This is a genomic window from Georgenia sp. SUBG003 (assembly GCF_000715355.2).
Classification (GTDB): Bacteria; Actinomycetota; Actinomycetes; order Actinomycetales; family Actinomycetaceae; genus Georgenia.
The window spans coordinates 850,475-873,008 of record NZ_CP180204.1; the positions used below are offsets into that span (position 1 = coordinate 850,475).

At 73.4% G+C, this 22,534-nt stretch carries 22 protein-coding genes, 2 tRNA genes and 2 pseudogenes; 13 read left to right on the forward strand and 13 right to left on the reverse strand.

The window, feature by feature from the left end; genetic code table 11:
- Nucleotides 1-23: 23 nt before the first annotated feature.
- From DA06_RS04045 to DA06_RS04055, 3 genes and pseudogenes are all read right to left on the reverse strand, one after another.
- Entirely contained in the window at nt 24-1,580 is a 1,557-nt protein-coding gene (locus DA06_RS04045; RefSeq protein ID WP_418606911.1) for an AAA family ATPase, read from the reverse strand.
- Nucleotides 1,519-1,767 carry an ABC transporter ATP-binding protein gene (locus tag DA06_RS04050; protein ID WP_418607866.1) on the reverse strand — a complete coding sequence of 83 codons (249 nt, stop codon included), beginning with the start codon at nt 1,765-1,767 and terminating at the stop codon, nt 1,519-1,521. Before DA06_RS04050 ends, DA06_RS04045 begins: the two co-directional genes overlap by 62 nt.
- Nucleotides 1,768-2,395: 628 nt before the next feature.
- Nucleotides 2,396-2,845 (reverse strand): annotated as a pseudogene (locus DA06_RS04055) (ABC transporter ATP-binding protein); the annotation flags it as partial.
- Between the two features lie 109 nt (nt 2,846-2,954).
- Between DA06_RS04055 and DA06_RS04060 the strand changes: the two are divergent.
- The 4 genes from DA06_RS04060 to DA06_RS04075 all read left to right on the forward strand — a co-directional run bounded on the left by DA06_RS04060 (nt 2,955) and on the right by DA06_RS04075 (nt 3,845).
- Nucleotides 2,955-3,350, forward strand: a complete 396-nt coding sequence (locus tag DA06_RS04060) for a DUF3566 domain-containing protein (RefSeq protein ID WP_043497521.1) — start codon at nt 2,955-2,957, stop codon at nt 3,348-3,350.
- Between the two features lie 129 nt (nt 3,351-3,479).
- A tRNA-Ile gene (locus DA06_RS04065) sits at nt 3,480-3,553 on the forward strand.
- Nucleotides 3,554-3,602: 49 nt separating this feature from the next.
- Entirely contained in the window at nt 3,603-3,737 is a 135-nt protein-coding gene (locus DA06_RS04070; protein WP_418606600.1) for a DLW-39 family protein, read from the forward strand.
- Between the two features lie 35 nt (nt 3,738-3,772).
- Nucleotides 3,773-3,845 (forward strand) — tRNA-Ala (locus DA06_RS04075).
- Between the two features lie 176 nt (nt 3,846-4,021).
- Here DA06_RS04075 and DA06_RS04080 read toward each other — a convergent pair.
- The gene (locus DA06_RS04080) at nt 4,022-4,471 is read right to left on the reverse strand and encodes an iron chaperone (RefSeq protein WP_043497505.1); all 450 of its coding nucleotides are present in this window, start codon (nt 4,469-4,471) and stop codon (nt 4,022-4,024) included.
- A gap of 196 nt (nt 4,472-4,667) precedes the next feature.
- A complete protein-coding gene (locus tag DA06_RS04085) occupies nt 4,668-5,570 on the reverse strand; it encodes a hypothetical protein (protein ID WP_052436355.1) in 903 nt (300 codons plus the stop codon).
- 241 nt (nt 5,571-5,811) lie between these two features.
- Between DA06_RS04085 and DA06_RS04090 the strand changes: the two genes are divergently transcribed.
- Nucleotides 5,812-6,333 (forward strand): peptidylprolyl isomerase, encoded by a 522-nt coding sequence (locus DA06_RS04090; RefSeq protein ID WP_043497508.1) that lies wholly within the window; start codon nt 5,812-5,814, stop codon nt 6,331-6,333.
- A 4-nt stretch (nt 6,334-6,337) separates the two neighbouring features.
- Nucleotides 6,338-7,189, forward strand: a complete 852-nt coding sequence (locus tag DA06_RS04095; RefSeq protein ID WP_043497509.1) for a rhomboid family intramembrane serine protease — start codon at nt 6,338-6,340, stop codon at nt 7,187-7,189.
- A 1,394-nt stretch (nt 7,190-8,583) separates the two neighbouring features.
- Here DA06_RS04095 and DA06_RS04100 read toward each other — a convergent pair.
- The gene (locus DA06_RS04100) at nt 8,584-8,835 is read right to left on the reverse strand and encodes a cell division protein CrgA (RefSeq protein WP_043497511.1); all 252 of its coding nucleotides are present in this window, start codon (nt 8,833-8,835) and stop codon (nt 8,584-8,586) included.
- Between the two features lie 173 nt (nt 8,836-9,008).
- On the opposite strand from DA06_RS04100, the gene DA06_RS04105 reads away from it, so the two are divergent.
- The 5 genes from DA06_RS04105 to DA06_RS04125 all read left to right on the forward strand — a co-directional run bounded on the left by DA06_RS04105 (nt 9,009) and on the right by DA06_RS04125 (nt 12,319).
- A complete protein-coding gene (locus DA06_RS04105; RefSeq protein ID WP_418606914.1) occupies nt 9,009-9,779 on the forward strand; it encodes a DUF881 domain-containing protein in 771 nt (256 codons plus the stop codon).
- Nucleotides 9,780-9,879: 100 nt separating this feature from the next.
- The gene (locus tag DA06_RS04110) at nt 9,880-10,500 is read left to right on the forward strand and encodes an aminodeoxychorismate/anthranilate synthase component II (protein WP_043497514.1); all 621 of its coding nucleotides are present in this window, start codon (nt 9,880-9,882) and stop codon (nt 10,498-10,500) included.
- A 189-nt stretch (nt 10,501-10,689) separates the two neighbouring features.
- Nucleotides 10,690-11,295 carry a sulfite oxidase-like oxidoreductase gene (locus tag DA06_RS04115; protein ID WP_043497516.1) on the forward strand — a complete coding sequence of 202 codons (606 nt, stop codon included), beginning with the start codon at nt 10,690-10,692 and terminating at the stop codon, nt 11,293-11,295.
- Nucleotides 11,265-12,011 (forward strand): ferredoxin reductase, encoded by a 747-nt coding sequence (locus DA06_RS04120; RefSeq protein WP_043497518.1) that lies wholly within the window; start codon nt 11,265-11,267, stop codon nt 12,009-12,011. Before DA06_RS04115 ends, DA06_RS04120 begins: the two co-directional genes overlap by 31 nt.
- A complete protein-coding gene (locus tag DA06_RS04125; RefSeq protein ID WP_043497519.1) occupies nt 12,011-12,319 on the forward strand; it encodes a DUF6510 family protein in 309 nt (102 codons plus the stop codon). Before DA06_RS04120 ends, DA06_RS04125 begins: the two co-directional genes overlap by 1 nt.
- A 119-nt stretch (nt 12,320-12,438) precedes the next feature.
- On the opposite strand, the gene DA06_RS04130 is transcribed toward DA06_RS04125, so the two are convergent.
- The 5 genes from DA06_RS04130 to rlmC all read right to left on the reverse strand — a co-directional run bounded on the left by DA06_RS04130 (nt 12,439) and on the right by rlmC (nt 19,929).
- Nucleotides 12,439-14,337 (reverse strand): PASTA domain-containing protein, encoded by a 1,899-nt coding sequence (locus DA06_RS04130; protein ID WP_418606917.1) that lies wholly within the window; start codon nt 14,335-14,337, stop codon nt 12,439-12,441.
- A 44-nt stretch (nt 14,338-14,381) separates the two neighbouring features.
- Entirely contained in the window at nt 14,382-16,160 is a 1,779-nt protein-coding gene (locus tag DA06_RS04135) for a peptidoglycan D,D-transpeptidase FtsI family protein (RefSeq protein WP_043497528.1), read from the reverse strand.
- Nucleotides 16,157-17,557 (reverse strand): 16S rRNA (cytosine(1402)-N(4))-methyltransferase RsmH, encoded by a 1,401-nt coding sequence (gene rsmH / locus DA06_RS04140; RefSeq protein ID WP_418606920.1) that lies wholly within the window; start codon nt 17,555-17,557, stop codon nt 16,157-16,159. Before rsmH ends, DA06_RS04135 begins: the two co-directional genes overlap by 4 nt.
- Before the next feature lie 183 nt (nt 17,558-17,740).
- On the reverse strand, nt 17,741-18,172 hold the full coding sequence (gene mraZ, locus DA06_RS04145) for a division/cell wall cluster transcriptional repressor MraZ (RefSeq protein WP_043497531.1): 432 nt from the start codon (nt 18,170-18,172) through the stop codon (nt 17,741-17,743).
- A gap of 617 nt (nt 18,173-18,789) precedes the next feature.
- Nucleotides 18,790-19,929, reverse strand: coding sequence for a 23S rRNA (uracil(747)-C(5))-methyltransferase RlmC (gene rlmC, locus DA06_RS04150; RefSeq protein ID WP_043497541.1), 1,140 nt, complete (start codon nt 19,927-19,929; stop codon nt 18,790-18,792).
- A gap of 149 nt (nt 19,930-20,078) precedes the next feature.
- Here rlmC and DA06_RS04155 point away from each other — a divergent pair, with 149 nt between their 5' ends.
- Entirely contained in the window at nt 20,079-21,236 is a 1,158-nt protein-coding gene (locus tag DA06_RS04155; RefSeq protein ID WP_418606923.1) for an AI-2E family transporter, read from the forward strand.
- Between the two features lie 103 nt (nt 21,237-21,339).
- Here the strand turns inward: DA06_RS04155 and DA06_RS04160 are convergent, their stop codons facing one another.
- Entirely contained in the window at nt 21,340-21,765 is a 426-nt protein-coding gene (locus DA06_RS04160) for a DUF1810 domain-containing protein (RefSeq protein ID WP_043497544.1), read from the reverse strand.
- Between the two features lie 17 nt (nt 21,766-21,782).
- On the opposite strand from DA06_RS04160, the gene DA06_RS04165 reads away from it, so the two are divergent.
- Nucleotides 21,783-22,025, forward strand: coding sequence for a hypothetical protein (locus tag DA06_RS04165; protein WP_043497545.1), 243 nt, complete (start codon nt 21,783-21,785; stop codon nt 22,023-22,025).
- Here DA06_RS04165 and DA06_RS04170 read toward each other — a convergent pair.
- A pseudogene (locus DA06_RS04170) lies at nt 21,941-22,489 on the reverse strand (thiamine pyrophosphate-dependent enzyme); the annotation flags it as partial. The gene DA06_RS04165 and the pseudogene DA06_RS04170 overlap by 85 nt on opposite strands.
- Nucleotides 22,490-22,534 lie beyond the last annotated feature (45 nt).

Below are 22,534 nucleotides of genomic sequence, written 5' to 3' on the forward strand. Positions count from 1 at the left end.
TGTGGACCTGTAATGACGATCTGTCACCACAAGATGTGGTGCTTGTAATTTCCAGACGCCACCATATGTAGTGGTTCGAGCCTCTGTCGGGACCTACGGCCCGGGCGTGGCGGCAGCGCCTGTGCAACCCGGCCCGACACGTTCGGGGAGGCCCGGGCCGGGGACCCACCGGGCGGGGTCCGGGCCGCAGACCGGCCGAGCCGCCCAGCCCCGGCACTGTCAGCGGAACGAGGCCCGGACGGCCGCCCGCTCGCAGCGCGGCGAGCACCGGGCGGCCGAGGACGACCACGCCGACCACCGTCGTCAGCGCACGGCCCAGGTCCCAAGCGAGCGACGTGGTGAGCGAGTAGAGGACGAACCGGCGCAGGTTCTCCCCCACCGGGTCGCCCGGCACGAACGAGATCGCGGTGCCCGCACCGAGCTGGAAGGGCCAGAAGGAGAGGTTCATCGCCCAGCCGTAGGCCAGCGACGCGAGGGCGCCGTACCCCGCGAGCGCCGCGACCTCTCCCCACCCGCGCAGCCGTCCGGGCAGCGCGCCCGCGCCGAGGCCGACCCACGCGGCCCCGACCATCTGGAACGGTAGCCAGGGCCCGACGCCGCCCGTCAGCAGGGCCGACGCGAGCATGGTGGTCGAGCCGAGGACGAACCCGAAGCCCGGCCCGAACACCCGCGCACCGAGGACGATGACGAGGAAGACGGTCTCGATGCCGCCGGTCCCTCCGGCCACGGGCCGGAGCACCGCGCCGACGGCGGAGAGGAGCCCCAGGACCGCGACCGCCTTGACGTCGATCCCCCCCGTCGCCGAGACCGACGAACAGCACGCCGAGCGCGGCCGCGAGAACGACCGCGAGGACCAGCGGCGCGCTGGTGCCGTCGGCGAGCGCGGCGCCCGGCTCGACGACGAGCGGCCAGCCGAACGCCAGCAGGCCGAGCACCGACGCGAGGGCCAGCGCCAGGACCATGCGCCGGCTCAGGGGCACGGCGGACGCCGGGCCGGCTCCGCGGCCGGGCCCCGCCGGGACCGCCTGCAGCTCCGGGTCCTTCACTGCGCGCCCCCCGCCGAGCTGCTCGCGCCGGTACCGCGGGACGCGCCCGTGGTCGAGCGCACTCCCGTGGAGAAGGTCGCGCACGTCGTCGACCGTGAGCACGTCGACCGGGCGCAGGATCTTGGCGACCTGCGGGGAGAAGGTGGCGGAGTCATGGAGGAGCGCACGGGCCGGGGCGTCGGCCACGACCTCGCCCCCGGCAAGGAGGATCACGCGATCGGCGCAACCCGCGACGAACTCGACGTCGTGGGTGGCCAGCAGGACCGTTCGCCCACCCGCGCGCAGCGTCCGCAGGAGATCGCTGAGGCGCGTCTTGCCCGTGTAGTCGAGCCCGCGGGTGGGCTCGTCGAGCAGGAGCACCCCGGGGCGGCCGGCGAGCTGCACCGCCAGGGCGAGCGCCAGGCGCTGCCCCTCGGACAGGTCCCGCGGGTGCGCGTCGTCACGGACGTCGGGGGCGAGGGCGCGGAGGACCTCACGGGCCGTGCCAGCCGGTGCGGCGGCCTGCTCGTCCGCGGCGGCGCACTCCTCCTGCACCGCGGACAGGTAGAGCAGGTCCGAGGGCGACTGGGGAACCAGGGCGACGTGCCGCCGCGCGACGGCCGGCACGAGCGTGGCCGGGGTCGGCGTCCGCGCCGGTCAGGTGGACGGCCCCCGCGCTGCGCGGGCCCTGCCCCTGCAGCGCCCACAGCAGGGAGGACTTGCCCGAGCCGTTGCGGCCCATGAGCGCGACGATCTCGCCCGCACGGAGCGTCACGTCGACGCCGCGCACGGCCTCGACCCCGCCGTGCCGCACCGCCACCCCGCGCCGCGGTGAGCGTGGCCCGGCCCTCCCCCGCCGAGCCCGTCCGGGAACGCCCACCAGTCGCTCGCCGAGGATGCCCCAGGTACTCGTCTGCCGCCCCGATCGCGACCCAGGCTTTCCCGCGCTCCGGCAGGGGCCGCTGCGCCGTCGCCGGGAGATCCCCGGACGGGGCGATCTGCGCCGTCGCCAGCAGCTGCTCCCGCAGGGGTGCGGCGCGCCGCCGGGCGTCGCGCACCGACAGCGGCAGCGGGTCCCAGCCGGCCAGCCGGCCCAGCTCCACCACGGGCGGCACGACGGCGGAGCCGGCCAGCACCTGCTCCGGCGGCCCGGACACCGCCGTCCCGCCGGGGGTCAGCGAGACCACCCGGTCGGCGAACTGGACCACCCGCTCCAGGCGGTGCTCGGCCAGCAGCACGGTGATGCCGACGTCGTGGACCAGGCGGGCGAGCGCGGCGAGCACGTCCTCCGCGGCGGCGGGGTCGAGCGCGGAGGTGGGCTCGTCGAGCACGAGCACGCGCGGCTGCGCGGTGAGGACCGCCCCGATGGCCACGCGCTGCTGCTCGCCCCCGGACAGGTCCGCAAGGGCACGGTCGCGAAGACCGGCGAGGCCGAGAAGGTCCAGGACCTCCTCCACCCGCTTGCGCATGAGCGCCGGGGCCACCCCGATCTGCTCCATGCCGAAGGCGAGCTCCTCCTCGACGGTGTCGGTGACGAACCCGGCCAGCGGGTCCTGCGCGACGATCCCGACGACGTCGGCGAGGTCCCGCGGCAGGTGGTCCCGGGTGTCGCGACCCTCGACCAGCACCCGGCCGGCGAGCTCGCCGCCCGAGAAGTGGGGGACCCGCCCGGCCGCGGCGCCCAGCAGGGTCGACTTCCCGGACCCCGTCGCGCCCACGACGAGGCACAGCTCGCCCTCCTCGACGTGGGCGTCGACGTCGCGCAGCACCGGGGCCGCCGCGCCGGCGTAGGTGACGGAGAGGTTCTCGAACCGGATCACCGCACGCTCCTCGGTCGCACGACGGCGGGCGCGGCGGCCGCGAGCGCGGCCACGGGCTCCCAGCGGGGGAAGGTCGGGCCAGGCGGGCGGGCTCGCCGGCGAGGCGCCCGTGACCGGCGCCGCCCGGCCGACCGCCGTCGCCGGAGGGCCCCGCCGGGTCCGGCTGTCGGTCTCGAGGATCGACCCGTGGTCGGCGATGAAGCTGTCCTTCCTGCTCTCCGTGGCGCTCGGCATCATGATCGTCGTCGCGGCGGCGCTGGTGTGGTTCGTGCTGGACTCCATGCAGGTCTTCGCCGACATCGAGGACCTGCTGGTCTCCATCGGCTCGGAGAGCTTCCTGCAGCTCATGGACTACCTCGCGTTCGACCGCGTGATGTCCTTCGCGACGATCGTCGGCGTCGTGGACATCCTGCTGCTGACCGCGCTCGGCACCATCGGAGCGTTCCTGTACAACATCGTGGCGGCCCTCGTCGGCGGGCTGCACATGACCCTGACGGACGACTGACCCGGAGCCGTGAACCTCGTCACCCTGCGCCGTACCGGTTTGGGACGAGCGCGGCCTCTGGGATAGTCTTGCTGGCGCGCACAGCGCACGCCCCCCCGAGGAGATCCTCCGGTCCCGACGGGTCGGCGGGGGCCTATAGCTCAGTCGGTTAGAGCGCTTCCCTGATAAGGAAGAGGTCGCTGGTTCGAGTCCAGCTAGGCCCACCCCGTACCGCCCCTGCGGGCCCCGAGGGGCATCACAGGAGGTACCGACGTGAAGAAGGCACTGATGCTGACCGCGGCCGCGATCGCGGGCTACGTCGCCTGGGTCAAGGTTCGGCAGGACCGCGAGGAGCGGGACCTGTGGGCGGAGGTCACCGACAGCTTCGGCGAGCAGCCCGCTCGCTGACCGCGTAGTTCCACCTGCGCCCCTCGGGGCCGCAAGGGGCCATGGCGCAATTGGTAGCGCACCTGCTTTGCAAGCAGGGGGTTACGGGTTCGAGTCCCGTTGGCTCCACCGCAGGACATCCACCGCAGGACATAGGAGACGGCAGAACCCGGGACGCGTCGACGCCCGACGCCCTTCCGGGCCAGGCGCAGGCTCGGCACCGCCGCCGTCTCACGCCCGGGGAGGCGAGGTGGACCGAGCCCATCGCCAGCCAGTCCTTGCCGCGTGCCGACGTGGCGGCACTGTTACGAGACCGCGGCCCTCACCAGCTCGGCGACCCGCTTCTCCACGGCGGGGCTCCAGCGCAGGACTGCGAACGAGACGGGCCACATGTCGCCGTCGTCGATGTTCGCCACGTCCTGGAAGCCGAGGGTCGAGTACCGGTAGCTGAACTTCCCCGACTCCTGGAAGAAGACGACGACCTTGCCGTCTCCGTTCGCGTAGGCCGGCATCCCGTACCAGGTCTTCGGCGAGAGGCCGGGAGCGTTCCCGGTCACGGTCACGTGCACCCGCTCGGCGAGAGCGCGGTCCTCCGGCGCCATCTTCGCGATGGCGTCGAGCACCGCCTGCAGGCCGTCGGCCTTCTTCGCGCCCGCCCTGCCCTCGGCGCGCAGCTCGGCGGCGCGTTCCTTCATCGCCGCGCGTTCCTCGGCGCTAAAACCTCCGGACGTGGCAGGTGCGTTGTTCGTGGGCATCTTCGGCTCCTCGTGGGACTCAGGGGCGCGGCGTCGTGCCGGGCCTGTCCACGAAGGTAGGGCCCGGCCGCACGAGCGTGCTTCTCGATTCCTGACCGCACTGCACTCTGCTCCGCCCGCGCGTCCGACGGAACCGCACGCCCCGGGAACGACGAACGCGGCCCCCGCTGGGGAGCCGCGTCCGGTGCGCTGAGGATCAGGGGGCGGGCGTGCCGCTCGTGCCCTCACCCTCGGCCCGATGCTCCTGGCCGGGCTTGGACTGGTCCGACTCCCAGGTCTGGCCGGGCTTGGCGGTGTCCTTCGCCTCGGTCAGCTTGTCCTTGATCTCGCTGGCCTTCTGCTTGGCCGTCGAGGCCACGCCGCCGGCCGCGGACTTCGCCTTGTCGGCGGTGCCGGGCTCGGTGGAGGCGGCCGGAGAGGTCACCGTGGTGTCCTCCCAGTACTCCTCCGCCCACGGGTCGTCGACCGGCTGGCTCCGGCGCCACAGCAGGTAGCCGGTGCCGGCGGCCGCCGTACCGACGAGCACCCACCCGAGCGTCCGGCCGAACCCGTGGCTCTTCGGAGGCTGCTCGGCCAGCGCCTTGCGGGCTGCCTTGCCGGCCTTCGCCGCGGCGGCGGCCTTGGCGCCGCCCTTGGCCGCCTTGGCGCCGCCCTTCGCCACCGCTGCAGCCTTGGCGCCCTTGACGGCCTTGCCCGCCTTGCCGTTCGCCGAGGCGGCGGCGTCGGCGGCGTCGTGCATCGCCTTCTGCACCCGGGGCAGGTAGTCGTCCACGATCCGTCCGTACGCGTTGTCGACGACGGGCCGGACCGCCTCCGTGGCGTGCTCCACCTTCGGGGCCGTCGCCTTCACCGTCTCGCGCCACGCCTTGTCGACCTTCGGCGCGGCCCACGCCGCGGCGGCCTCGACACGCGGGGTCGCCCACTCCTTGCCCTGCTCGGCGAGGTGGGCGGCCTGGTGTCCGGCGAGCGTCGCCTGCTTGGCGGCCAGCGCGGCCTGCTCCTGTGCGATCGCACCGAGCTCGGCGGCCTGCTTGCGCATCCGCTCCACGTCGATCTTGCGGACGTGCTCCGCCTCGATGGTCTTGCGCTTGCGCGACATGTGCTCTCCCTGATCGTCTCGAAAACAGGTTCTGCGGCGGCGCGGGCCACCCGGCGGCCCCCGCTCCTGTGACCCATCTTGCACTCTCTGAGACCAACGTGCCCGCTCTTGGATCGTTCCCGCGTCCGGTGCCCGCCCTCGCGGCCGCCGGCGGCGCGGTGCCGGGACGGAGGTCCCCGGCGACGGCGGAGACCGTGACCCCGCCGTGCCGCAGCGTGTCCGGGCGTGCGAGGATCGGGGCATGGAAGCCACTCTGCACACCTCCGCAGGCGACATCACCGTCGAGCTCTACCCCAACCACGCACCGAAGACGGTCGCGAACTTCACCGAGCTCGCCACCGGGAAGCGGGCCTGGACGGACCCCGCGACCGGCGAGCAGACCAACCGTCCGCTCTACGACGGGGTGATCTTCCACCGCGTCATCCCCAACTTCATGATCCAGGGCGGGGACCCCCTCGGTAACGGCACCGGTGGCCCCGGCTACCAGTTCGACGACGAGATCCACCCCGAGCTCAACTTCACCGAGCCCTACGTCCTGGCCATGGCCAACGCCGGCAAGCGCATGGGCCGCGGCACCAACGGCTCACAGTTCTTCATCACGACCGCGGCCACCACCTGGCTGCAGGGCAAGCACACGATCTTCGGCAAGGTCGTCGACCCCGCCTCCCGCGCCGTCGTCGACAAGATCGGCAGCACCGCGACCGGTGCCATGGACCGACCCGTCGAGGACATCACCATCAACTCGGTGACCGTCTCCGAGTAGCCGGATGACCGAGCAGGCACCCGGGCTGACCGGCACCCCGCAGGTGCCGGTCTGCCCGCGTCACCCCGACCGCGTCTCCTACGTGCGGTGCCAGCGCTGCGGACGGCCCGCCTGCCCGGAGTGCCAGCGTCCGGCCGCCGTCGGGATCCAGTGTGTCGACTGCGTGAACGAGGCGCGGGCTAGGGTGCCTGCACCACGCACGGTCCTGGGCGGGCGTGCGCGGGCGGGTCGGCCCGTCGTCACGATCACGATCATCGCGATGTGCGTGGTGATCTACCTCGCCCAGCGGGTGCCCGGCCTCATGGTCGCCCACAGCTTTATCTTCATGCCGGCGCTGGGCGACCAGCAGCCCTACCGGTTCCTCACCTCCGCCTTCCTCCACGGCGGCACGCTGCACCTCGCGCTGAACATGTACGCCCTGTGGGTGGTCGGATCAGTCCTCGAGCCGGCGCTCGGACGATGGCGGTTCATCTCGCTGTACCTCCTCTCCGCGATCGGCGGCTCGGTGGCGGTGCTGCTGCTGGCCGACCCGGCCGGGGTCTCCTGGAGCACGCCAGTCGTCGGCGCCTCCGGAGCGGTGTTCGGGCTCTTCTCCGCGATATTTATCGTGCTGCGCCGGTTCGGCCGGGACGCGACCCAGATCCTCGTGCTCATCGTCCTGAACTTCGTGATCGGCTTCGTCTTCGCCGGCATCTCCTGGCAGTCCCACCTGGGCGGCGCGATCACCGGTGCCGTGCTCGCCGCGGCGTACGTCTACGCCCCGCGCCGGCAGCGCACGCTCGTCGGCGTCAGCGCCACGGCCGGCTTGGCGCTGCTTCTGATCCTTCTCACCGTCATGCGGTACGCCAGCGCCTGAGCGCAGTACGGCACGGTACGAGCGCGGCAACCGACGACGCGCGGCAACCGACGGCGCGCAATATCCGTCGGCCCCGAGGGCGGCGGGGTGCCGGTGCGGGTGCCTGTGCCCCGTGATGCCACGGACCGCCTCGCCTGCCCGGGGCTCCGCCGCAGCGCCGACGTGACCGCCTGGCCCTCTGGGCTGGCGACTGGATGTTCACCCGAGTCGTCGCCCGCGGTGTGCCCGCGTGCGGCTTCGCCTGGGCCCGCTCTGCGACGCATTGCGGCCTGGACCCGCTCTGCCACTGAGGCGGTGCCGCCTGAGACGGCCGCCAAGCCAGCGGGTTCGCCGGACCGTGGGTGGGAGACATCCGCCCTGCGGGGCGGCGGACGACCACCATGGGGGCTGCGGACGACGGCCCCGCCACTGGCCCGGATGTAGGTCCCTCACACCGCGCCCGCAGGGCCACCATCCACGCGCTCTTGCTGGTTACCCACAGGTATGTCCCCAGCTGGGGACAACTACACGGATGTAAGTTTCCACCGCTGTGTGAACAACTGTGGATAACGCCCTCGGCGTCGGTCCACAGCTGTGCAGATCCCTGTGGAGAACTACACCCATGTGGTTTGACTGGCTCAAAGGATCCGACCGGCGGAATACCAGTCCTGACAGGCTGTCGTCGCCGCCGGCGCCGTGCGGTCGTCAACAGGTGGAGCGGCAGGTGCCGGGCACCGGTACCCACATGTCCACAGGAGGCTGTGTGGACGGCAGGGTGGCGTTGGGGACACTCCGCGGTTACCCGATGTGGATGCCTGGGTCACAGGGTGTGGACGGCCGGAGAGCGACGCCGATGGGACTCGGACGGGGGCGAAGCCCGCGATGGATGCGGCGGGCTAACCGGGCGCCCACCGGGAGCGGGTGGAGGCCGGGAGCGGGTGGCGACCACGGCAGGAACGGGAAGTGCGGTGACCACCAGGGGCCCCGGACGAGTCGTGACGTCAGCAGCAGGGCGACGCCGCGAGATCACTAGGAGGCGCGAGGCGACCGGCGTCCTCACCGAGCAGGCGGCGTCCCTCAGGTGCGCAACGGAAGATCACCCTGGACCGCCGGGCGACGGCGCGGGCGGCGATCCGAGCTCTCCAGCAGGGAGCTGGCACGGCGCGGGCCTGGCCGGGCCCGGCCGCCGTGCGGCATGGGGGCCTCGGCAGGTCGTCGGAGCGGCGATAGTCCGCCTGGAGAGCATCACGATGTCCGCTGACCGCAGCGGGGCGGTCGGCGGGATCGACAGCGTTCCGGCGCCGACCGCGAGCTGTCCCGGGAGACGGGTCAGGGACGTCCGAGGGGTGCACGGTCCGTCATCGACGGCCGTCAACGTGCCTGGGCATTAGAGCTAGGACAGCGGGTTGGGGGCCTCAGCGCCAGCGCAGCGTCATGAAGAAGCCCACGACCATCACACCGAAACCGATCGCGAGGTTCCAGTTGCCGAGGCTGGGGACGGGCAGGCTGCCCTTGGTCAGATAGGTGAGCACGACGGAGACGAGTCCGAGCACCATGAGGGTCACCATGGTGGGCGCCCACCACCGCGGGCTGGCGGCGGGTGTCGCCGCCGGACGCGGCTGGTCGCCGTTCGGGGTGGCCTTCTTGCGCTTCTTGGACTCCGGCATCCTGCTTCTCCTCACGGACGCTCCCCGAAGGGGGCCCACGTGTCTGTGCCCGGGGGGGCTCCCGGGCACACTTCACCAGGCGCGACCCTGAGGGCCGTGCCGATCACCTACCGTAGTGTCGCATGCACGTCACGCGGCTCATCCACGGCGCCGCGTCGCCCGGGAGGAGAACTGTGGGGGCTTCCGCCGCACCGGTGCCCGGCCGTGAGGTCGGAGGCCGTCCGCGCCGCCCGTGGCCCCGCATCTCCATAGGAACGGGCGTCGTCGGCCTCGTCGCCGGCCTGCTCTTCGCGGCGAACGCCTCTGTCTTCGCCGATGACGGGACACGCCAGCCGCAGGACCTCCAGGGGCTGGCACGGGCCGAGGCCGAACGCCTGGAGCGGCTCGAGCAGGAGAACGCCCGGCTGCGGGCGGACATCGCCCCGTACGTCGAGGGGGAGACGGACCCGACGGACACGGATCCGGGGACCGAAGGGCAAGGTTCTGCCGCCGTCGGGCTGGAGGACGTTCGCGGCCCCGGCGTCGAGGTGCAGCTGTGGGACGCCCCGCACGGAGGCGCGAGCGATCCAGCGGGATTCGCCCCCGACGACCTCGTGGTGCACCAGCAGGATCTCGAGGCCGTCATGAATGCCCTGTGGTCCGGCGGCGCCGAGGCCATGGCCGTGCAGGGCCACCGCGTGGTCTCCACGACGGGCGTCCGCTGCGTGGGCAACGTGCTGCACATCGCCGGGCGGACCTACTCCCCGCCCTACGTCATCGAGGCCGTCGGGGACCCGGACGGCCTCGAGGCCGCGCTCCGGTCCTCGCCGGGCGTGGCCGTCTACCTCCAGTACGTCGACGCCGTCGGTCTCGGCTGGTCGATGACCACGCAGTCGGAGCTGGACCTGCCCGCGTACTCCGGGACGATGCAGCTCCAGCACGCCGAGGTGCTGGAGGACGCGTGAGAGCCGGACGCAGCAGGAGCCGGCCGTACGGTCGTGGTACGTATCTTCTTCGCCCCTCCGAGGGCCGTGAACCAGCAGCCAGAACCGTGGGAGCGCACTGATGTCCCGGATCCTCGTCGTCGACAACTACGACAGCTTCGTCTACACGATCGTCGGCTACCTCCAGCAGCTGGGGGCTGAGACGGACGTCGTGCGCAACGACGCCGTGCCCGCATCCGTCGAGGACTACGACGGCGTGCTGGTCTCCCCCGGCCCCGGCACCCCCAAGGAGGCGGGCGCCTCCATGGAGATCATCGAGACGTGCGCCGCGCGCGGCCTCCCGATGCTGGGGGTCTGTCTCGGGCACCAGGCCCTCGGCGAGGTCTTCGGCGGAGTCGTGACCCATGCCCCCGAGCTCATGCACGGCAAGACCTCCGACGTCACGCACCACGGGTCCGGCGTCTTCACCGGGCTCGCGAGCCCGTTCACGGCGACCCGCTACCACTCCCTCGCCGTCGTCCGCGACACCGTGCCGGACGAGCTCGAGGTCACCGCGGAGACGGCGAACGGGATCGTCATGGGCCTGCAGCACCGTTCCCTGCCGCTGCACGGCGTGCAGTTCCACCCCGAGGCCGTCCTCACGCAGGGCGGACACCGGCTGCTGGCCAACTGGCTCGCGGTCACCGGGGACGACGGCGCGGTCGACCGCTCCGAGGGCCTCGCCCCGCTCGTGCGTCGCTGAACGGCCGCTGCGGCTGAACCGCTCCGGCGGTCCCCCGGTGTGCGATTCCCCGGAGCGGCAGGTCCGCGGTGCGGCAGGTCCGCGGTGCGGCGGGTCTCCGCGGCGGCGGGCGCACGCATCGGAGCGCGAGGTCTAGGCAGACCGCCGCCACGGAGCCACACTGGAACGGTCCCCAAGGGGGTGGACCACATGTCCTTCGTGTCTCGTGGGTTCACCGGCCGCCGTCGCACGGCCGAGCCCGGCAGGCTGCCGCCGGGACAGCACGACGTGGGCGAGGACTTCCCGGTGCTCTCCGCCGGGCCCACGCCGCACGTGCCCCTGGAGCAGTGGGACTTCACCGTCGGGGGCAGTGTCGACCGGGTCCGCCGCTGGACCTGGGACGAGTTCCGGCGGCTGCCGCGCGAGCCGGTGACGGCCGACATCCACTGCGTGACCAGCTGGTCGAAGCTCGGGACGAGCTGGGAGGGCGTCGCGGTGCGCACCCTGCTCGAGGACGTGGAGACCGAGGCCGGGTACGTCGTCGCGTTCTGCGACGGCGGGTACACCACCAACCTGCCGCTCGACGACGTCGGGGACGGCATGGCGTGGGTCGTCGACACGTACGACGGCGAGCCGCTCCCCGCGGAGCACGGCGGGCCCGCCCGTCTTCTCGTCCCGCACCTCTACCTCTGGAAGTCCGCGAAATGGGTCCGCGGCCTGAGGCTCGTCCTGCAGGACGAGCCCGGGTTCTGGGAGACCTTCGGCTACCACCAGCGAGGTGACCCGTGGCAGGAGCAGCGCTACGCCGGCGACTGAGCTGGCAGCGCGCCGAGGTGCTCGCCGTCCGGCGGGAGACACCACGGGCCTGGCGGCTCGTCCTCGACCCGCCGGACTGGCCCGGGCACGCGGCCGGCCAGCACCTCGACGTGCGCCTGACCGCGGAGGACGGCTACACCGCGCAACGCAGCTACTCCATCGCCTCCGCCCCGACGGATCCGCGGCTGGAGCTCGTGGTCGAGCGCCTCGCGGACGGCGAGGTCTCCCCGTACCTCACGGACGTGCTGCGGGCCGGGGACCTGCTCGAGCTGCGGGGGCCGATCGGGGGCTACTTCCTCTGGCCGGACGGGGCCGACGGCGCGGTCCAGCTCGTCGCCGGCGGCTCCGGCGTCGTGCCCTTCCTCGCCATGATCGGCCACCATCGTGCGGTCGCCAGCCCGGTGCCGGTGCGCCTGCTCTACTCGGCCCGCACCGACGACGACGTCATCGGACGTGGCGACCTCGCGAACCCGCCGCCGGGCGTGAGCGTCCTGGTCACCCTGACCCGCGGCGCTCCGGCCGGGTGGACCGGCCTGACCGGGCGGGTGGGTGCCGAGGTCCTGGCCGCGCACACCGTCCCGCCGGCGCAGCGCCCCCGCGTCCTGGTGTGCGGGCCGACCGGCTTCGTGGAGGCCGTCACCCGCAGCCTGGTGGCCCTCGGGCACCACAGCGACCGGATCAGGACCGAACGGTTCGGGGCGACAGGAGGTCAGTGATGACTGCCGACGACGAGACCACGTCCCGCCGCCTGGACGGGAACGCCGCCGCCGGACCGCTCCGGGACCTCTTCACGGTCGACCTGGCCGCCGCCACGGTCGTCTGCGCGGGCTGCGCGCGCACCGCCGCCCTCGCCACGTACACCGCCTACGCCGACGCACCGGCGCTCGTGCTCCGCTGCCCGGACTGTTCCGGCGTGGTCCTGCGCTTCTCGTCCGCCGACGGGACGGTCCGGCTGGACCTCACCGGCACCCGGCTTCTGGTCGCCCGCCCGCCCGACGGTCAGGTTCCGGGCTCGAGGACGTGACGGTCAGGTTCCGGGCTTCGAGGACCTGACGGGGCAGCGCCCGGACCCCGGCGGCGTGACGGCCACCCGCGCGCGCGGCAGACGCGCACGACACGGGCGGGGTCGCACCGCCGGCGCGGTCAGTCGTTCCCGCTGCCGTTGTCGCCGTCGGGCGGCGCGGTGTCCGACGGCTCGTCGGGCGGCGGCTCGCTGGTCTCCGACGGCTCGGGGCTCGGCTCCGGCGGCGCCACCGCGACGGTGAGCGCGACGGTGGTGCCTCGCTCGACCGCGCCCGCCGGGTGGGACTGCTGGATGACCGTGCCCGGCTCGGCGTCGGCGGTCTCCTGCTGGGTGATGCGCACGTTGAGGTCCAGGCCCGCCAGCGTCGCGGAGGCCTCCTCCTCGGTCTGGCCGGTCAGGTCGGGCAGGTCGGCGAAGTTGCTGGCCACCGTCAGGTTCACCCGCGAACCGGGGGCGGCGGACTCGCCGGCGGCCGGGTCCGTGGCGACGACGTCGCCCGGCGCGGCCGAGGGGTCGTTGACCTCCTGCACGGACCCCGACGCCAGGCCCGCGGACTCGAGCGCGCTCGCCGCCTGGTCCTGGCTCATGCCGACGACGTTCGGCACCTCCACGGCCTCGGGTCCGGAGGAGAAGGCGATCTCGACGGTCTCGCCGACCTCGATCTCGGTCCCCACGGCCGGCCTCGACTCCACGAACAGACCCTCCTCGACGGTGTCGGAGGGGACGTCGTCGACGATGCTGGGTTCGAGCCCGGCCTCCTCGAGCTCCTGGCGCGCCTCTACCTGGTCCATCCCCGTCATGTCGGGGACCGCGACCATCTCGGGCGGCGGCGGCTCCTCCTCGTTCGTCACGATGAGAGCGACGATGCCGGCGGCGGCGGCCAACCCGAGCAGCGCGAGCAGCCAGACCCACCAGCGGGACTTCTTCCGGCCCTCGTCCTCCTCGGCCGGGACGGGCCGTTGCGTGCCCGCCCGGGTCGCGGTCGCCGTCGGGCTCATCATCCGGGTGGCCTCGGCGGCCGCCAGCGGCGTCGTGACCGCGGTGGCGGCGCGCGCAGCGTGCGCCCGTCGCGGTGGGCGAGGGTGAAGGTGGTGCCGGTGCCGTCCGCGGCCGCGTCGCGCACCCGCCAGTCGGGGTCCGGGCCGGTGCCCGTGCCGGCGTGGACGGCAAGGGTGACGACGGCGCCCGGGGTGGACGGTCGCGGAGCGCTCCGCGAGGCGCCGGCCCCACTCGTCGTCCACGAGCACCACGCCGCGGCGCGACCGGGCAGGGGTGAACAGGTCCGCCTTCGCGTCGAAGTAGTCCTCGAGGGTCTCGTGGAAGTCGAGGTGGTCCTGCGTGAGGTTGGTGAAGCCCGCGACGTCGAACACCACCGGGTCCACCCGGTGCAGGGCGAGGGCGTGGGAGGAGACCTCCATGACGAGGTCGTCGACGTCCTCGGCGACCATCGTGGCCAGGAGGGCCTGCAGGTCGGCCGGCTGCGGCGTCGTCAGGGTGGCCGGCACCGCACGGTCACCGACCCGCAGCTCCACGGTGCCGATGAGGCCGGTGCGTCGCCCCAGGGCGCGCAGGGCGTGCTCGACCATGAAGACGGTGGTGGTCTTGCCGTTCGTGCCCGTCACCGCGAAGGTGCCCAGCCGGTCCGCGGGGCGGCCGTACAGGGCGGCGGCGAGCTCGCCGAGCAGGGCGGGAACGTCGTCGGCCACGAGCACGGGGACACCCAGCGGGTCGCCGGCGGAGAGCAGCTCACGGCCCTCGGGGTCGGTCAGGACGGCGGCGGCGCCGGCGTCGACGGCCGCGCGGGCGAACCGGGCACCGTGGACGTGGCCGCCGGTGTGGGCCGCGAAGAGCTCCCCGCCGGTGATCTCACGGTTGTCCGCGCGGACCCCCCGGACGGTCACGTTCTCCCAGCCCCCTCCGCCCTCCCCCACGACGGTGAGCGGGTAGGCGCCCACGAGCTCGGCGAGGCGGCGGGGCGGAGGCACGGCTGTGCGCAGCGTCGGTCGGGAGGAGGTCACCGCCCCATTGTTGTCGCTCCGGGCGCCGCGTCCATCCGGGGCGGTCACTGCCCCGTCTCGAGCGGCAGGTCCGGCGTGGGCTCGGTGGACGGCGGGACGCCCATGTCGCGCAGGGCGAAGCCCATCACCTCGCTGAAGGTCGGGCCGGCGACAGTACCGCCGTAGGAGGTGCCGGCACCGCGGTAGACGACGACGCCGACCGCCACCCGCGGGTTCTCGGCCGGCGCCACGCCGACGTAGGAGCCGAGCCGGTTGGACAGCCCGCCCGCGTCGTCGAGGATCTCGGCGGTACCGGTCTTCGCGGCGACGCGGTAGCCGTCGACCGCCCCCTGGGGGCCGGTGCCGCCCTTCTGCACGACCGACTCCATCATGGCCAGCATGGCGTCCGCCGTCTCCTCGCTGAGCACCTGCTCGCCGGGACCCACCTCGGTGGGGGTGAACTGGTCGTCGCCGTCGGTGGTGCCGTCGACGATGTGCGGGTCGACGCGGACGCCGCCGTTGCCGAGGGTCGCCACCATCGAGGTGTTCTGCAGGAGCGTCACGGACATGCCCTGCCCGAACATCGTGGTGTACCGGGTGCGGCCGTCCCAGTCGTCCGGGTCCCGGACGACGCCGGCCGCCTCCCCGGGCAGCTCGATGCCGGTGGTCCGGCCGAAGCCGAGTCCGCGCAGCAGGTTGAACCGCTCCCTGTCGTCGACCATGTCGCCGATCTGCACGGTCGCCGTGTTCGACGACATCTGCAGGGCGCCGGTGGTGGTGAGGTGCAGGATCTCGTGCGGGCTGTTGTCGTGGAACGTCTGCCCGTTGGGCATGGTCAGCGTGTCGGGCACGGTGAACGCGGTGCGGGGGTCGATCCTGCCCTGCTCCAGCGCGAGCGCGAAGGTGGGCAGCTTGCCGGTGGAGCCGGGCTCGTAGGGGCTCGAGACGGCTCGCGAGCCGCGGTCCTCGGGTGCCCAGTCCTGGTAGCTGCCGGGGTCGACGGTGCCCGAGTCGGCCAGCGCGAGGATGCGGCCGGTCCCGATCTCCTCGACGACGACGGCGCCCCAGGCGCCACCGTGCTTCTCGACGGCCTCGTCGATGCTGCGCTGGGCGACGTGCTGGAGGTCACGGTCGATCGTGGTGTGGACGGTGTGGCCCTGGACGGCGGGCACCTCCTCGCGGTGGCCGGTGGGGATGACCTGGCCGGTGCCGCCGATCTCGACGGTGAGCGAGCCGTCCTTGCCGGTGAGCACGTCGTCCATGGTCAGCTCGAGACCGGCGAGGCCGTGCCGGTCTCGCCCGACGTAGCCGATGACGTTGCCGGCCGTGCTGCCGTTGGGGTAGATCCGCTCCGTCGTCTCCTCCGGCTCGATGCCGGGGATGTTCAGGGCGTCGATCTCGCGCCACTGCTCGGGAGTCAGGCCCTTGGCGAGGTAGACGAAGGTCGACTCCCCCACCATCTGGGCGCCGAGCTCGGCCTTGTCGCGGTCCAGCAGGGGCGCGAGCACCTCGGCGGCGGCCGCGGCGCCGGTCGAGACGACCTCGCCCGTCTCCTCGTCGGTGAGCTCGTAGTTGCGCACCCGGAGCTGGTTGACGCCGACGTTGTACCGCTCGACCGAGGTGGCGAGGATCTCGCCGTCGCTGTCGACGATGTCGCCGCGGGGCGCGCGGATCGGCGACGTGCGGGTGCGGTCCTCACGCGCCTGGTCGGCCAGGTCCTGGCCCTGGAAGGCCTGGACGTAGACCAGCCGGCCGCCGAAGACGAGTAGGACGGTGAGGACGAGGACGAGGACGGCCTGCCGGCGCAGCCTCGGGCCCGCCTGCGCGAGGGTGCGCGCGATCATCCCTGCTCCTCCGCCCCCAGGATGCTGCCGTCGGCCAGGAGCACGAAGCGGGTGCCCTCGGCCGGGACCATGCCCAGCTCCTTGGCCCGGCCCTCGAGCGCGGTCGGCGACCCGGCCTGCTCGACCTGGGCCCGCAGGGACGCCTCGGTCTCGTCGAGCTGGTTCAGGGCCACCTGCTTGTCGTGGATCTCGTAGGAGGTGGCCGCCATCTGGGTGTTGAGCAGGAGGACCCCGAGCAGGCGCCGCCGAGGATGGCGGCGCACAGCAGGAGGAACGGGACGACGCTGCGCGCCGGGGCGGGACTCGGCACCACCTCCAGGCGTGGCCGCCACGACGGGCGTGGCGCGGTCGCTCTGGTCGCGCCTGCGGTTGCAGCGCTCATGCGGCATTCCTCCTGTGGCTCCGGTCAGGGGGTGGGAGCAGGTGGTCGGGGGGTGGGACGGGACGCGTTGTGCGGCGCGCAGGCGGACGGAGGCCGCGCGGGGGTTGCGGGCCCGCTCCTCGTCGTCGGCCTCCTCGGCGCCGCGCGTGAGCAGCTCGAGGTAGGGGCGGTGCGTCTCGGGCTCGACGGGCAGGTCCGCCGGCGCCGAGCTGCGGGCGCCGGCGGCGAGCACCGTCTTGACGGCGCGGTCCTCGAGGGAGTGGTACGACTCGACGACGATGCGCCCTCCGACGGCGAGGGCCTCCACCGCCCGGGGAAGAGCCCGTTCCAGGACCTCGAGCTCACCGTTGACGGCGATGCGGAGGGCCTGGAAGGTGCGCTTGGCGGGGTTGCCGCCCCTGCGGCGGGCGGCCTGGGGGATGTTCTCCCTGACGATCTCGACCAGCTCGCCGGTCCGCTCGAGCGGGGCGGTCTGCCGACGGCGGACGATGGCGGCGGCGATACGGCCGGCGAACTTCTCCTCGCCGTAGACGCGCAGGATGCGGCGCAGCTCCGCCTCGTCGGCGGTGGCGAGCAGCTCCGCGGCCGAGATCCCGGCGGACTGGTCCATGCGCATGTCGAGCGGGGCGTCATGGGCGTAGGAGAACCCGCGGGTGGGCTCGTCCAGCTGGAGCGAGGAGACGCCGAGGTCCATGAGCACGCCCTGGACGCGGCCGTCGCGCCCGTGCTCGGCCGCGACGTCGTCGATGTGGTCGTAGGTGGCGCGCACGGGGACGAAGCGGCCGGCGAACGGGGCGAGGCGCGCGGTGGCGAGCTCCAGGGCCTGGGGGTCGCGGTCGATGCCGACGACGCGCAGGTCGGGGAAGCGACGGAGCGCGGCCTCGGTGTGCCCGCCCATGCCGAGCGTCGCGTCGATCAGGACCGCTCCGGCGCCGCCGACGGCGGGAGCCAGGAGGTCGAGGCAGCGCTCGAGCAGCACGGGGACGTGCAGCGCGTCGGCGTCCGCCTGGCTCATGCGGTGCTCCTGGTCCGTTCGGGTGGGGTGTGGTGCTGGTTGTCGCTGGTCGGGGGCCCTCCACCGCCCGACCAGGACTCCCTCCGCCTGCTCTGACGCCGGGGAAGTGCGTCAGAGTCGCGGTGAGAGACCTCGTCGTGCGGGGGTGGTGCCGGGTCGGTCCGGACGGGAGCGGGTGGAACCTCAGAAGAGTCCGGGAACCACCTCCTCCGCGGTCTCGGCGAAGGCCTGCTCCTGCTCGGTCAGGTACGTCTCCCAGGCCGCGGCGTCCCAGATCTCGATCCGGGTCCCGGCGCCGATCACGGCCAGGTCCCTGGTGAGGCCGGCGTACTTGCGCAGCGCCGGGGGGATCGTGACGCGACCCTGCTTGTCCGGGACCTCGTCGGCGGCGCCGGAGAGGAAGACGCGCAGGTAGTCGCGGGCCTGCTTGCTGGTGACTGGCGCCTGGCGCAGCCGGGCGTGCATCTCCTCGAACTCCCGCATGGGGAAGGCATAGAGGCACCGTTCCTGGCCGCGGGTGAGGACGATGCCGGGCGCGAGCTGCTCCCGGAACTTGGCGGGAAGGATGAGCCGGCCCTTGTCGTCGAGGCGAGGCGCGTGGGTCCCCAGGAACACATCGGCACCTCCCCTCCTTCTCCGCTCGCCACCAGTGCACCCCACATTACTCCACTTCCCTCCCCCGCGCAGTGGTTCGGCGGTGTTTCTTGCCGACTCGGCAGACCAATTTCCAGGTGATTGCAGGGCAGAGCCGGGTGGAGGGAAACGTCGCGCGTCTGCCCCGCCCCGCCGAGTCGGGGCGAGCGGTGCCTGCGGTCCTCAGCTACGGCTGCGGCTACGGCTACGGCTACGGCTACGGCTACGGAGAAACCGTGCGGTCGCCGTACGACGTCCGTCGTGCATGTGGCCCGGCGTACCGGAGTGGACTGGACCGGGGGCCGCGGTGCCCCGCGACGAGATTGAGTTTCTGGCGCATATCGGGTGCCGGACGAACCAGAACCTCGACCTCGTCCGGCGGCACCCGAATGCACCTCGCAAGGCGGGAGCGGGGTGGAGCCAGCCCCGGGGAGCGAGGTGGAAGCGGCCCCGGGGAGCAAGGTGGAGCGAGCCCCGGGGAGCGAGGTGGAGGCGGCCCCGGGGAGCAAGGTGGAGCGCGGCCGGGGCGAGCGGCGGACCCGGCTCTGGTGGCCCGCACCATCGTCCGGGCAGCGACGACGGCGCACCCGCGGGCGCCGCTACGCCGTCGGCCTGCCGGGACGCTCGAGCAACGCGATCACCTCGTAGTGGGTGGTCTGCGGGAACATGTCGAGCACCCGGGCGCGGGTCGGGCGCAGCGACGGCATCCACGCGAGGTCCTTGGCCAGCGACCGGGCGTTGCAGCTGGAGTAGATCACCCGTCGCACGCCGGAGGTCTCGAGCCAGGCCGCGAGCTCGGGCCCGATCCCGCGACGGGGCGGGTTGACGATGACCAGCTCGGGCGGCTCCGACGCTGCGAGGGCGAAGGCGGTGGCGTCTCCGGCCCGGAACGTCAGCCCCTCCAGGCCGGCCTCGTCGCGGCTGGCCTCCGCGCTCGCGATCGCCTCGCGGCTGATCTCGATGCCGGTGACCTCCCGGTCCGGTCCGGCGGTGTGCAGGGCGAAGCCGCCGACGCCGCAGTAGAGGTCCCACACGGAGGCCGGGGCCACCTCGTCCACCCATTCCCGGCCCTGCCGGTAGAGGGCGGAGGCGATGTCGGTGTTCGTCTGGAAGAAGCTCTGCGGGCGCAGGTGCAGCACCGCGTCGCCGACCGGCATGCGCAGGGTGGCACGCTCGGTGAGCACGATCTCCTCCTCGCCCTCGAGCACGGCCTTGTGCTGGGGCTGCAGGTTGACCGACACGACCGCGACGCGGGGCAGCGCCTGGAGGAGCCAGGCGAGGTGCTTGCGGATGCGGACCACCGGCTCGGTGGAGCGCAGCACGAGACGCAGCATGAGCTCGCCGTCCGGCGAGGCGGTGAGCAGGAGGTACTTCAGCTCGCCGCGGCGGCTCGGCACGTCGTAGGGGGTGAGCATCGCGCGGGTCACGAACGCCGCGAGCACCGGGAAGGCGTCACGCAGCTCCTGTGCGGTGATGCCGCAGCCGCTGAGGTCCACGCCGCGTCCCTCGGCGTCGAGGATGCCCAGCGTCGGTTGCGCCACGGTGCCGGAGACCACCATCTTCGCCTTGTTCCGGTACCCCGACTCGCGGCTGGGCACGGCCGGCAGCCAGCGCAGCTCCGGGTGCCCGGCGAGCAGGTGGGCGCAGTGCTGCTGCTTGGCGGCGAGCTGGTCGGTGTACGCCTGCCCCATCAGGGTGCAGGAGCGGCAGGCGGCCGCGTCGAAGTAGGAGCACTGCATAACGCGTCGAGTCTAGGCGGGGATCCGCGCCCACTTCCGGCGCGGCGGCCCGGTGCACGCCCGCCGTGCCGAATGCCGGCGCCCGTGCGAGTGTTTGCGGCGTGAAGTGGCGCACTGGAAATGACCGTCTGCGGCAGCAGGAGCGACGGATGCCCGCCGGTGCGGCCCGGCCCGCCGAGGCCGGAGCCGTGCTTCCGCCGTCGTCCTCGCTTCCCCCGACCGGTGCCCGGCAGCACCGCCAGAGCCCGTGGGCCGACAGCCTCGGACGCACGGCGGTGCGCAGCGCTCAGGTGCTGCTGATCCTCGCCCTCCTCACGTGCGCGGTGGTCGGGCTGAGGGCTCTGAAGCTCCTCGTGATCCCGGTGCTGATCGCGATCGTCCTGGCCGCCGCGCTGAGCCCGGTCGTCCGTTTCCTCCGCCGCAAGGGGTGGCCCAAGATGCTGGCCACCTGGACCACGCTCGTCGCAGGCCTCGGCGGCCTCGGCGTGGTGCTGTGGCTCGTGGGCCGTGAGATCCGTGACGAGTCGGACCAGCTGGTCGAGGGCGCCACGAGCGGGCTCGACGAGCTGCAGCGCTACCTGACCGAGGGGCCGCTGGGCATCACCGACGAGCAGCTGACGTCCGCGCGGGAGTCGGTCACGGAGTTCCTCACCAGCGAGCAGGTCCAGGGCGGGGCGGTCGCCGGCGCCACGGCCGCGATCGAGGTGATCGCCGGGCTGCTCCTCGGTGTCGTGGTGCTCTTCTTCCTGCTCAAGGACGGACGGCCGATCTTCGAGTTCCTCGTCCGGCCGCTCGACGCCCCGACGCAGCGCAGGGCGTGGCGGATGGGTCGGAAGTCGGTCGACGTCCTCGGGGGGTACGTGCGCGGGACGGCCGTCGTGGCCTTCGTGGACGCGGTCGTCATCGGTATCGCGCTGGTGATCCTCGGGGTTCCGCTGGCCCTCCCGCTCGCGACCATCGTCTTTCTCGGCGCCTTCATCCCGCTCGTCGGCGCGACGATCGCCGGGGCGCTCGCGGCGCTGATCGCGCTGGTGGCCAACGGGCCCGTGGCGGCGCTGATCGTGGTGGCGGTGGTGGTGGGGGTGAACCAGCTGGAGGGCGACCTGCTGGCACCGGTCGTCATCGGGCGCACGCTCTCCCTGCACCCGCTGGTCATCCTCTTCGCGCTCACCGCCGGCACGATCCTCTCGGGCATCGTCGGCGCCCTGCTGGCCGTGCCCATCACAGCCGTCGTCTGGGCGGCGGCGAAGGAGTGGTGGGCGACGAGCCCCGGCCGCGCCGAGACGCCGGCGACCGACCCGCCGTGACCCCACCCTGTCGGCTGCCGGGCGGGAACGGCTCCTCCAGCCGGCGCGCACCCGCGGACCGGCACGCGCCGCGTGCGAGGTCCGCGGGGCAACAGGCAGGCGGTCAGATCCGCGCGAGGGTCTCGGGATCCTCGCCGCCGCCGAAGTACCGGTCGAGCACCCGGCGGAAGACCGGCTCCTCGGGTGCGGCGCGCCCGAACAAGGTCATCGAGGACCGGAGCTTCGTCGCGTCGGTCCCGCCGAGCAGCTCCACCGCACCGCCCGTGCCGGACGCGGCGACGACCTCCGCGCACTCGCGCAGCCGTGGGCCGAGAACCGGGTGCGCGAGGTAGGCGCGCGCCTCCTCCAGGGACGAGATGGCGTACCGCCGCGACATCGGGCTGCGCCCGAGGCCCGCGATCTGCGGGAAGACGAACCACATCCAGTGGCTCGACTTCCGGCCCCGGCGCAGCTCGGCCAGCGCGGCCTCGTAGGCACCGCCGCCGTCCTGCGCGGAGACGAACCGTCCCAGGTCGAACCGGTCTGTCACCGGCCCCTCCCTCCTCAGTGCCCGAGGCCTCCGCCAGCCACCAGGACGGCTGGTCGCCGCGGACCTTGGCGTCGATCAGCAGCGGCCGGCTGCGCGGCCCGTCGAGCCAGGCTCGCACGCCGTCGAGGTCGGCGAGGCGGCGCACGGTCAGGGCCGTGAACCCGTACCCGCGGCCGACGGCGGCGATGTCGGTGGGCGGGAACGTCACCGTGTCCATCGGCTCGCCGGAGCCGGCGAAGTGGTGGACCTCCGCGCCGTAGGCGTCGTCGTTGTAGACCAGCACCACCATGGGCAGCCCCAGACGCCGGACGGTGTCCAGCTCGGCGGCGCCCATGAGCGCCCCGCCGTCGCCGAGCGCGGCGACGGGGAGTCGGTCCGGGCGTGCGAGCGCCGCCCCGACCGCGGTGGCCAGACCCAGGCCGATCGACTGGAACGCCTGGGTGAAGCAGAAGCCCTGCTCGTCCGGGACGGACAGGTACATGCTGGGGTAGCCCATGAAGTTTCCCGAGTCGACGGCCACGACCCGTTCGGCGGGCAGCAGGTCGTCGAGCGCGGCCGTGAGCACGCGCGGGTCGATGCGCGCCTCCCCCGGTACTGGGTCCGCCGCACCGGTGCTTCCCGTGCCCTCGGTCCGGTCGACCGGGACGTCGCGCCACCTGCCCTCCGCGGCCAGGCGCGCCCGGACCTCCTCCGTGCGGTAGCCGGCGGCGCCCCCGTCCGGCATGGGTGGCGGCGCTCCCCGAGCGCGGCCAGCACCGACCCGGCCGTC

Bases quoted from the DNA above. Each gene is read 5' to 3' on its own strand.
- DA06_RS04050 (WP_418607866.1), bottom strand. From the start codon at position 1,767: ATGGGCCGCAACGGCTCGGGCAAGTCCTCCCTGCTGTGGGCGCTGCAG.
- DA06_RS04080 (WP_043497505.1), bottom strand. From the start codon at position 4,471: ATGCCCACGAACAACGCACCTGCCACGTCCGGAGGTTTTAGCGCCGAG.
- DA06_RS04085 (WP_052436355.1), bottom strand. From the start codon at position 5,570: ATGTCGCGCAAGCGCAAGACCATCGAGGCGGAGCACGTCCGCAAGATC.
- DA06_RS04090 (WP_043497508.1), top strand. From the start codon at position 5,812: ATGGAAGCCACTCTGCACACCTCCGCAGGCGACATCACCGTCGAGCTC.
- DA06_RS04095 (WP_043497509.1), top strand. From the start codon at position 6,338: ATGACCGAGCAGGCACCCGGGCTGACCGGCACCCCGCAGGTGCCGGTC.
- DA06_RS04100 (WP_043497511.1), bottom strand. From the start codon at position 8,835: ATGCCGGAGTCCAAGAAGCGCAAGAAGGCCACCCCGAACGGCGACCAG.
- DA06_RS04110 (WP_043497514.1), top strand. From the start codon at position 9,880: ATGTCCCGGATCCTCGTCGTCGACAACTACGACAGCTTCGTCTACACG.
- DA06_RS04115 (WP_043497516.1), top strand. From the start codon at position 10,690: ATGTCCTTCGTGTCTCGTGGGTTCACCGGCCGCCGTCGCACGGCCGAG.
- DA06_RS04125 (WP_043497519.1), top strand. From the start codon at position 12,011: ATGACTGCCGACGACGAGACCACGTCCCGCCGCCTGGACGGGAACGCC.
- DA06_RS04135 (WP_043497528.1), bottom strand. From the start codon at position 16,160: ATGATCGCGCGCACCCTCGCGCAGGCGGGCCCGAGGCTGCGCCGGCAG.
- rsmH (WP_418606920.1), bottom strand. From the start codon at position 17,557: ATGAGCCAGGCGGACGCCGACGCGCTGCACGTCCCCGTGCTGCTCGAG.
- rlmC (WP_043497541.1), bottom strand. From the start codon at position 19,929: ATGCAGTGCTCCTACTTCGACGCGGCCGCCTGCCGCTCCTGCACCCTG.
- DA06_RS04155 (WP_418606923.1), top strand. From the start codon at position 20,079: ATGCCCGCCGGTGCGGCCCGGCCCGCCGAGGCCGGAGCCGTGCTTCCG.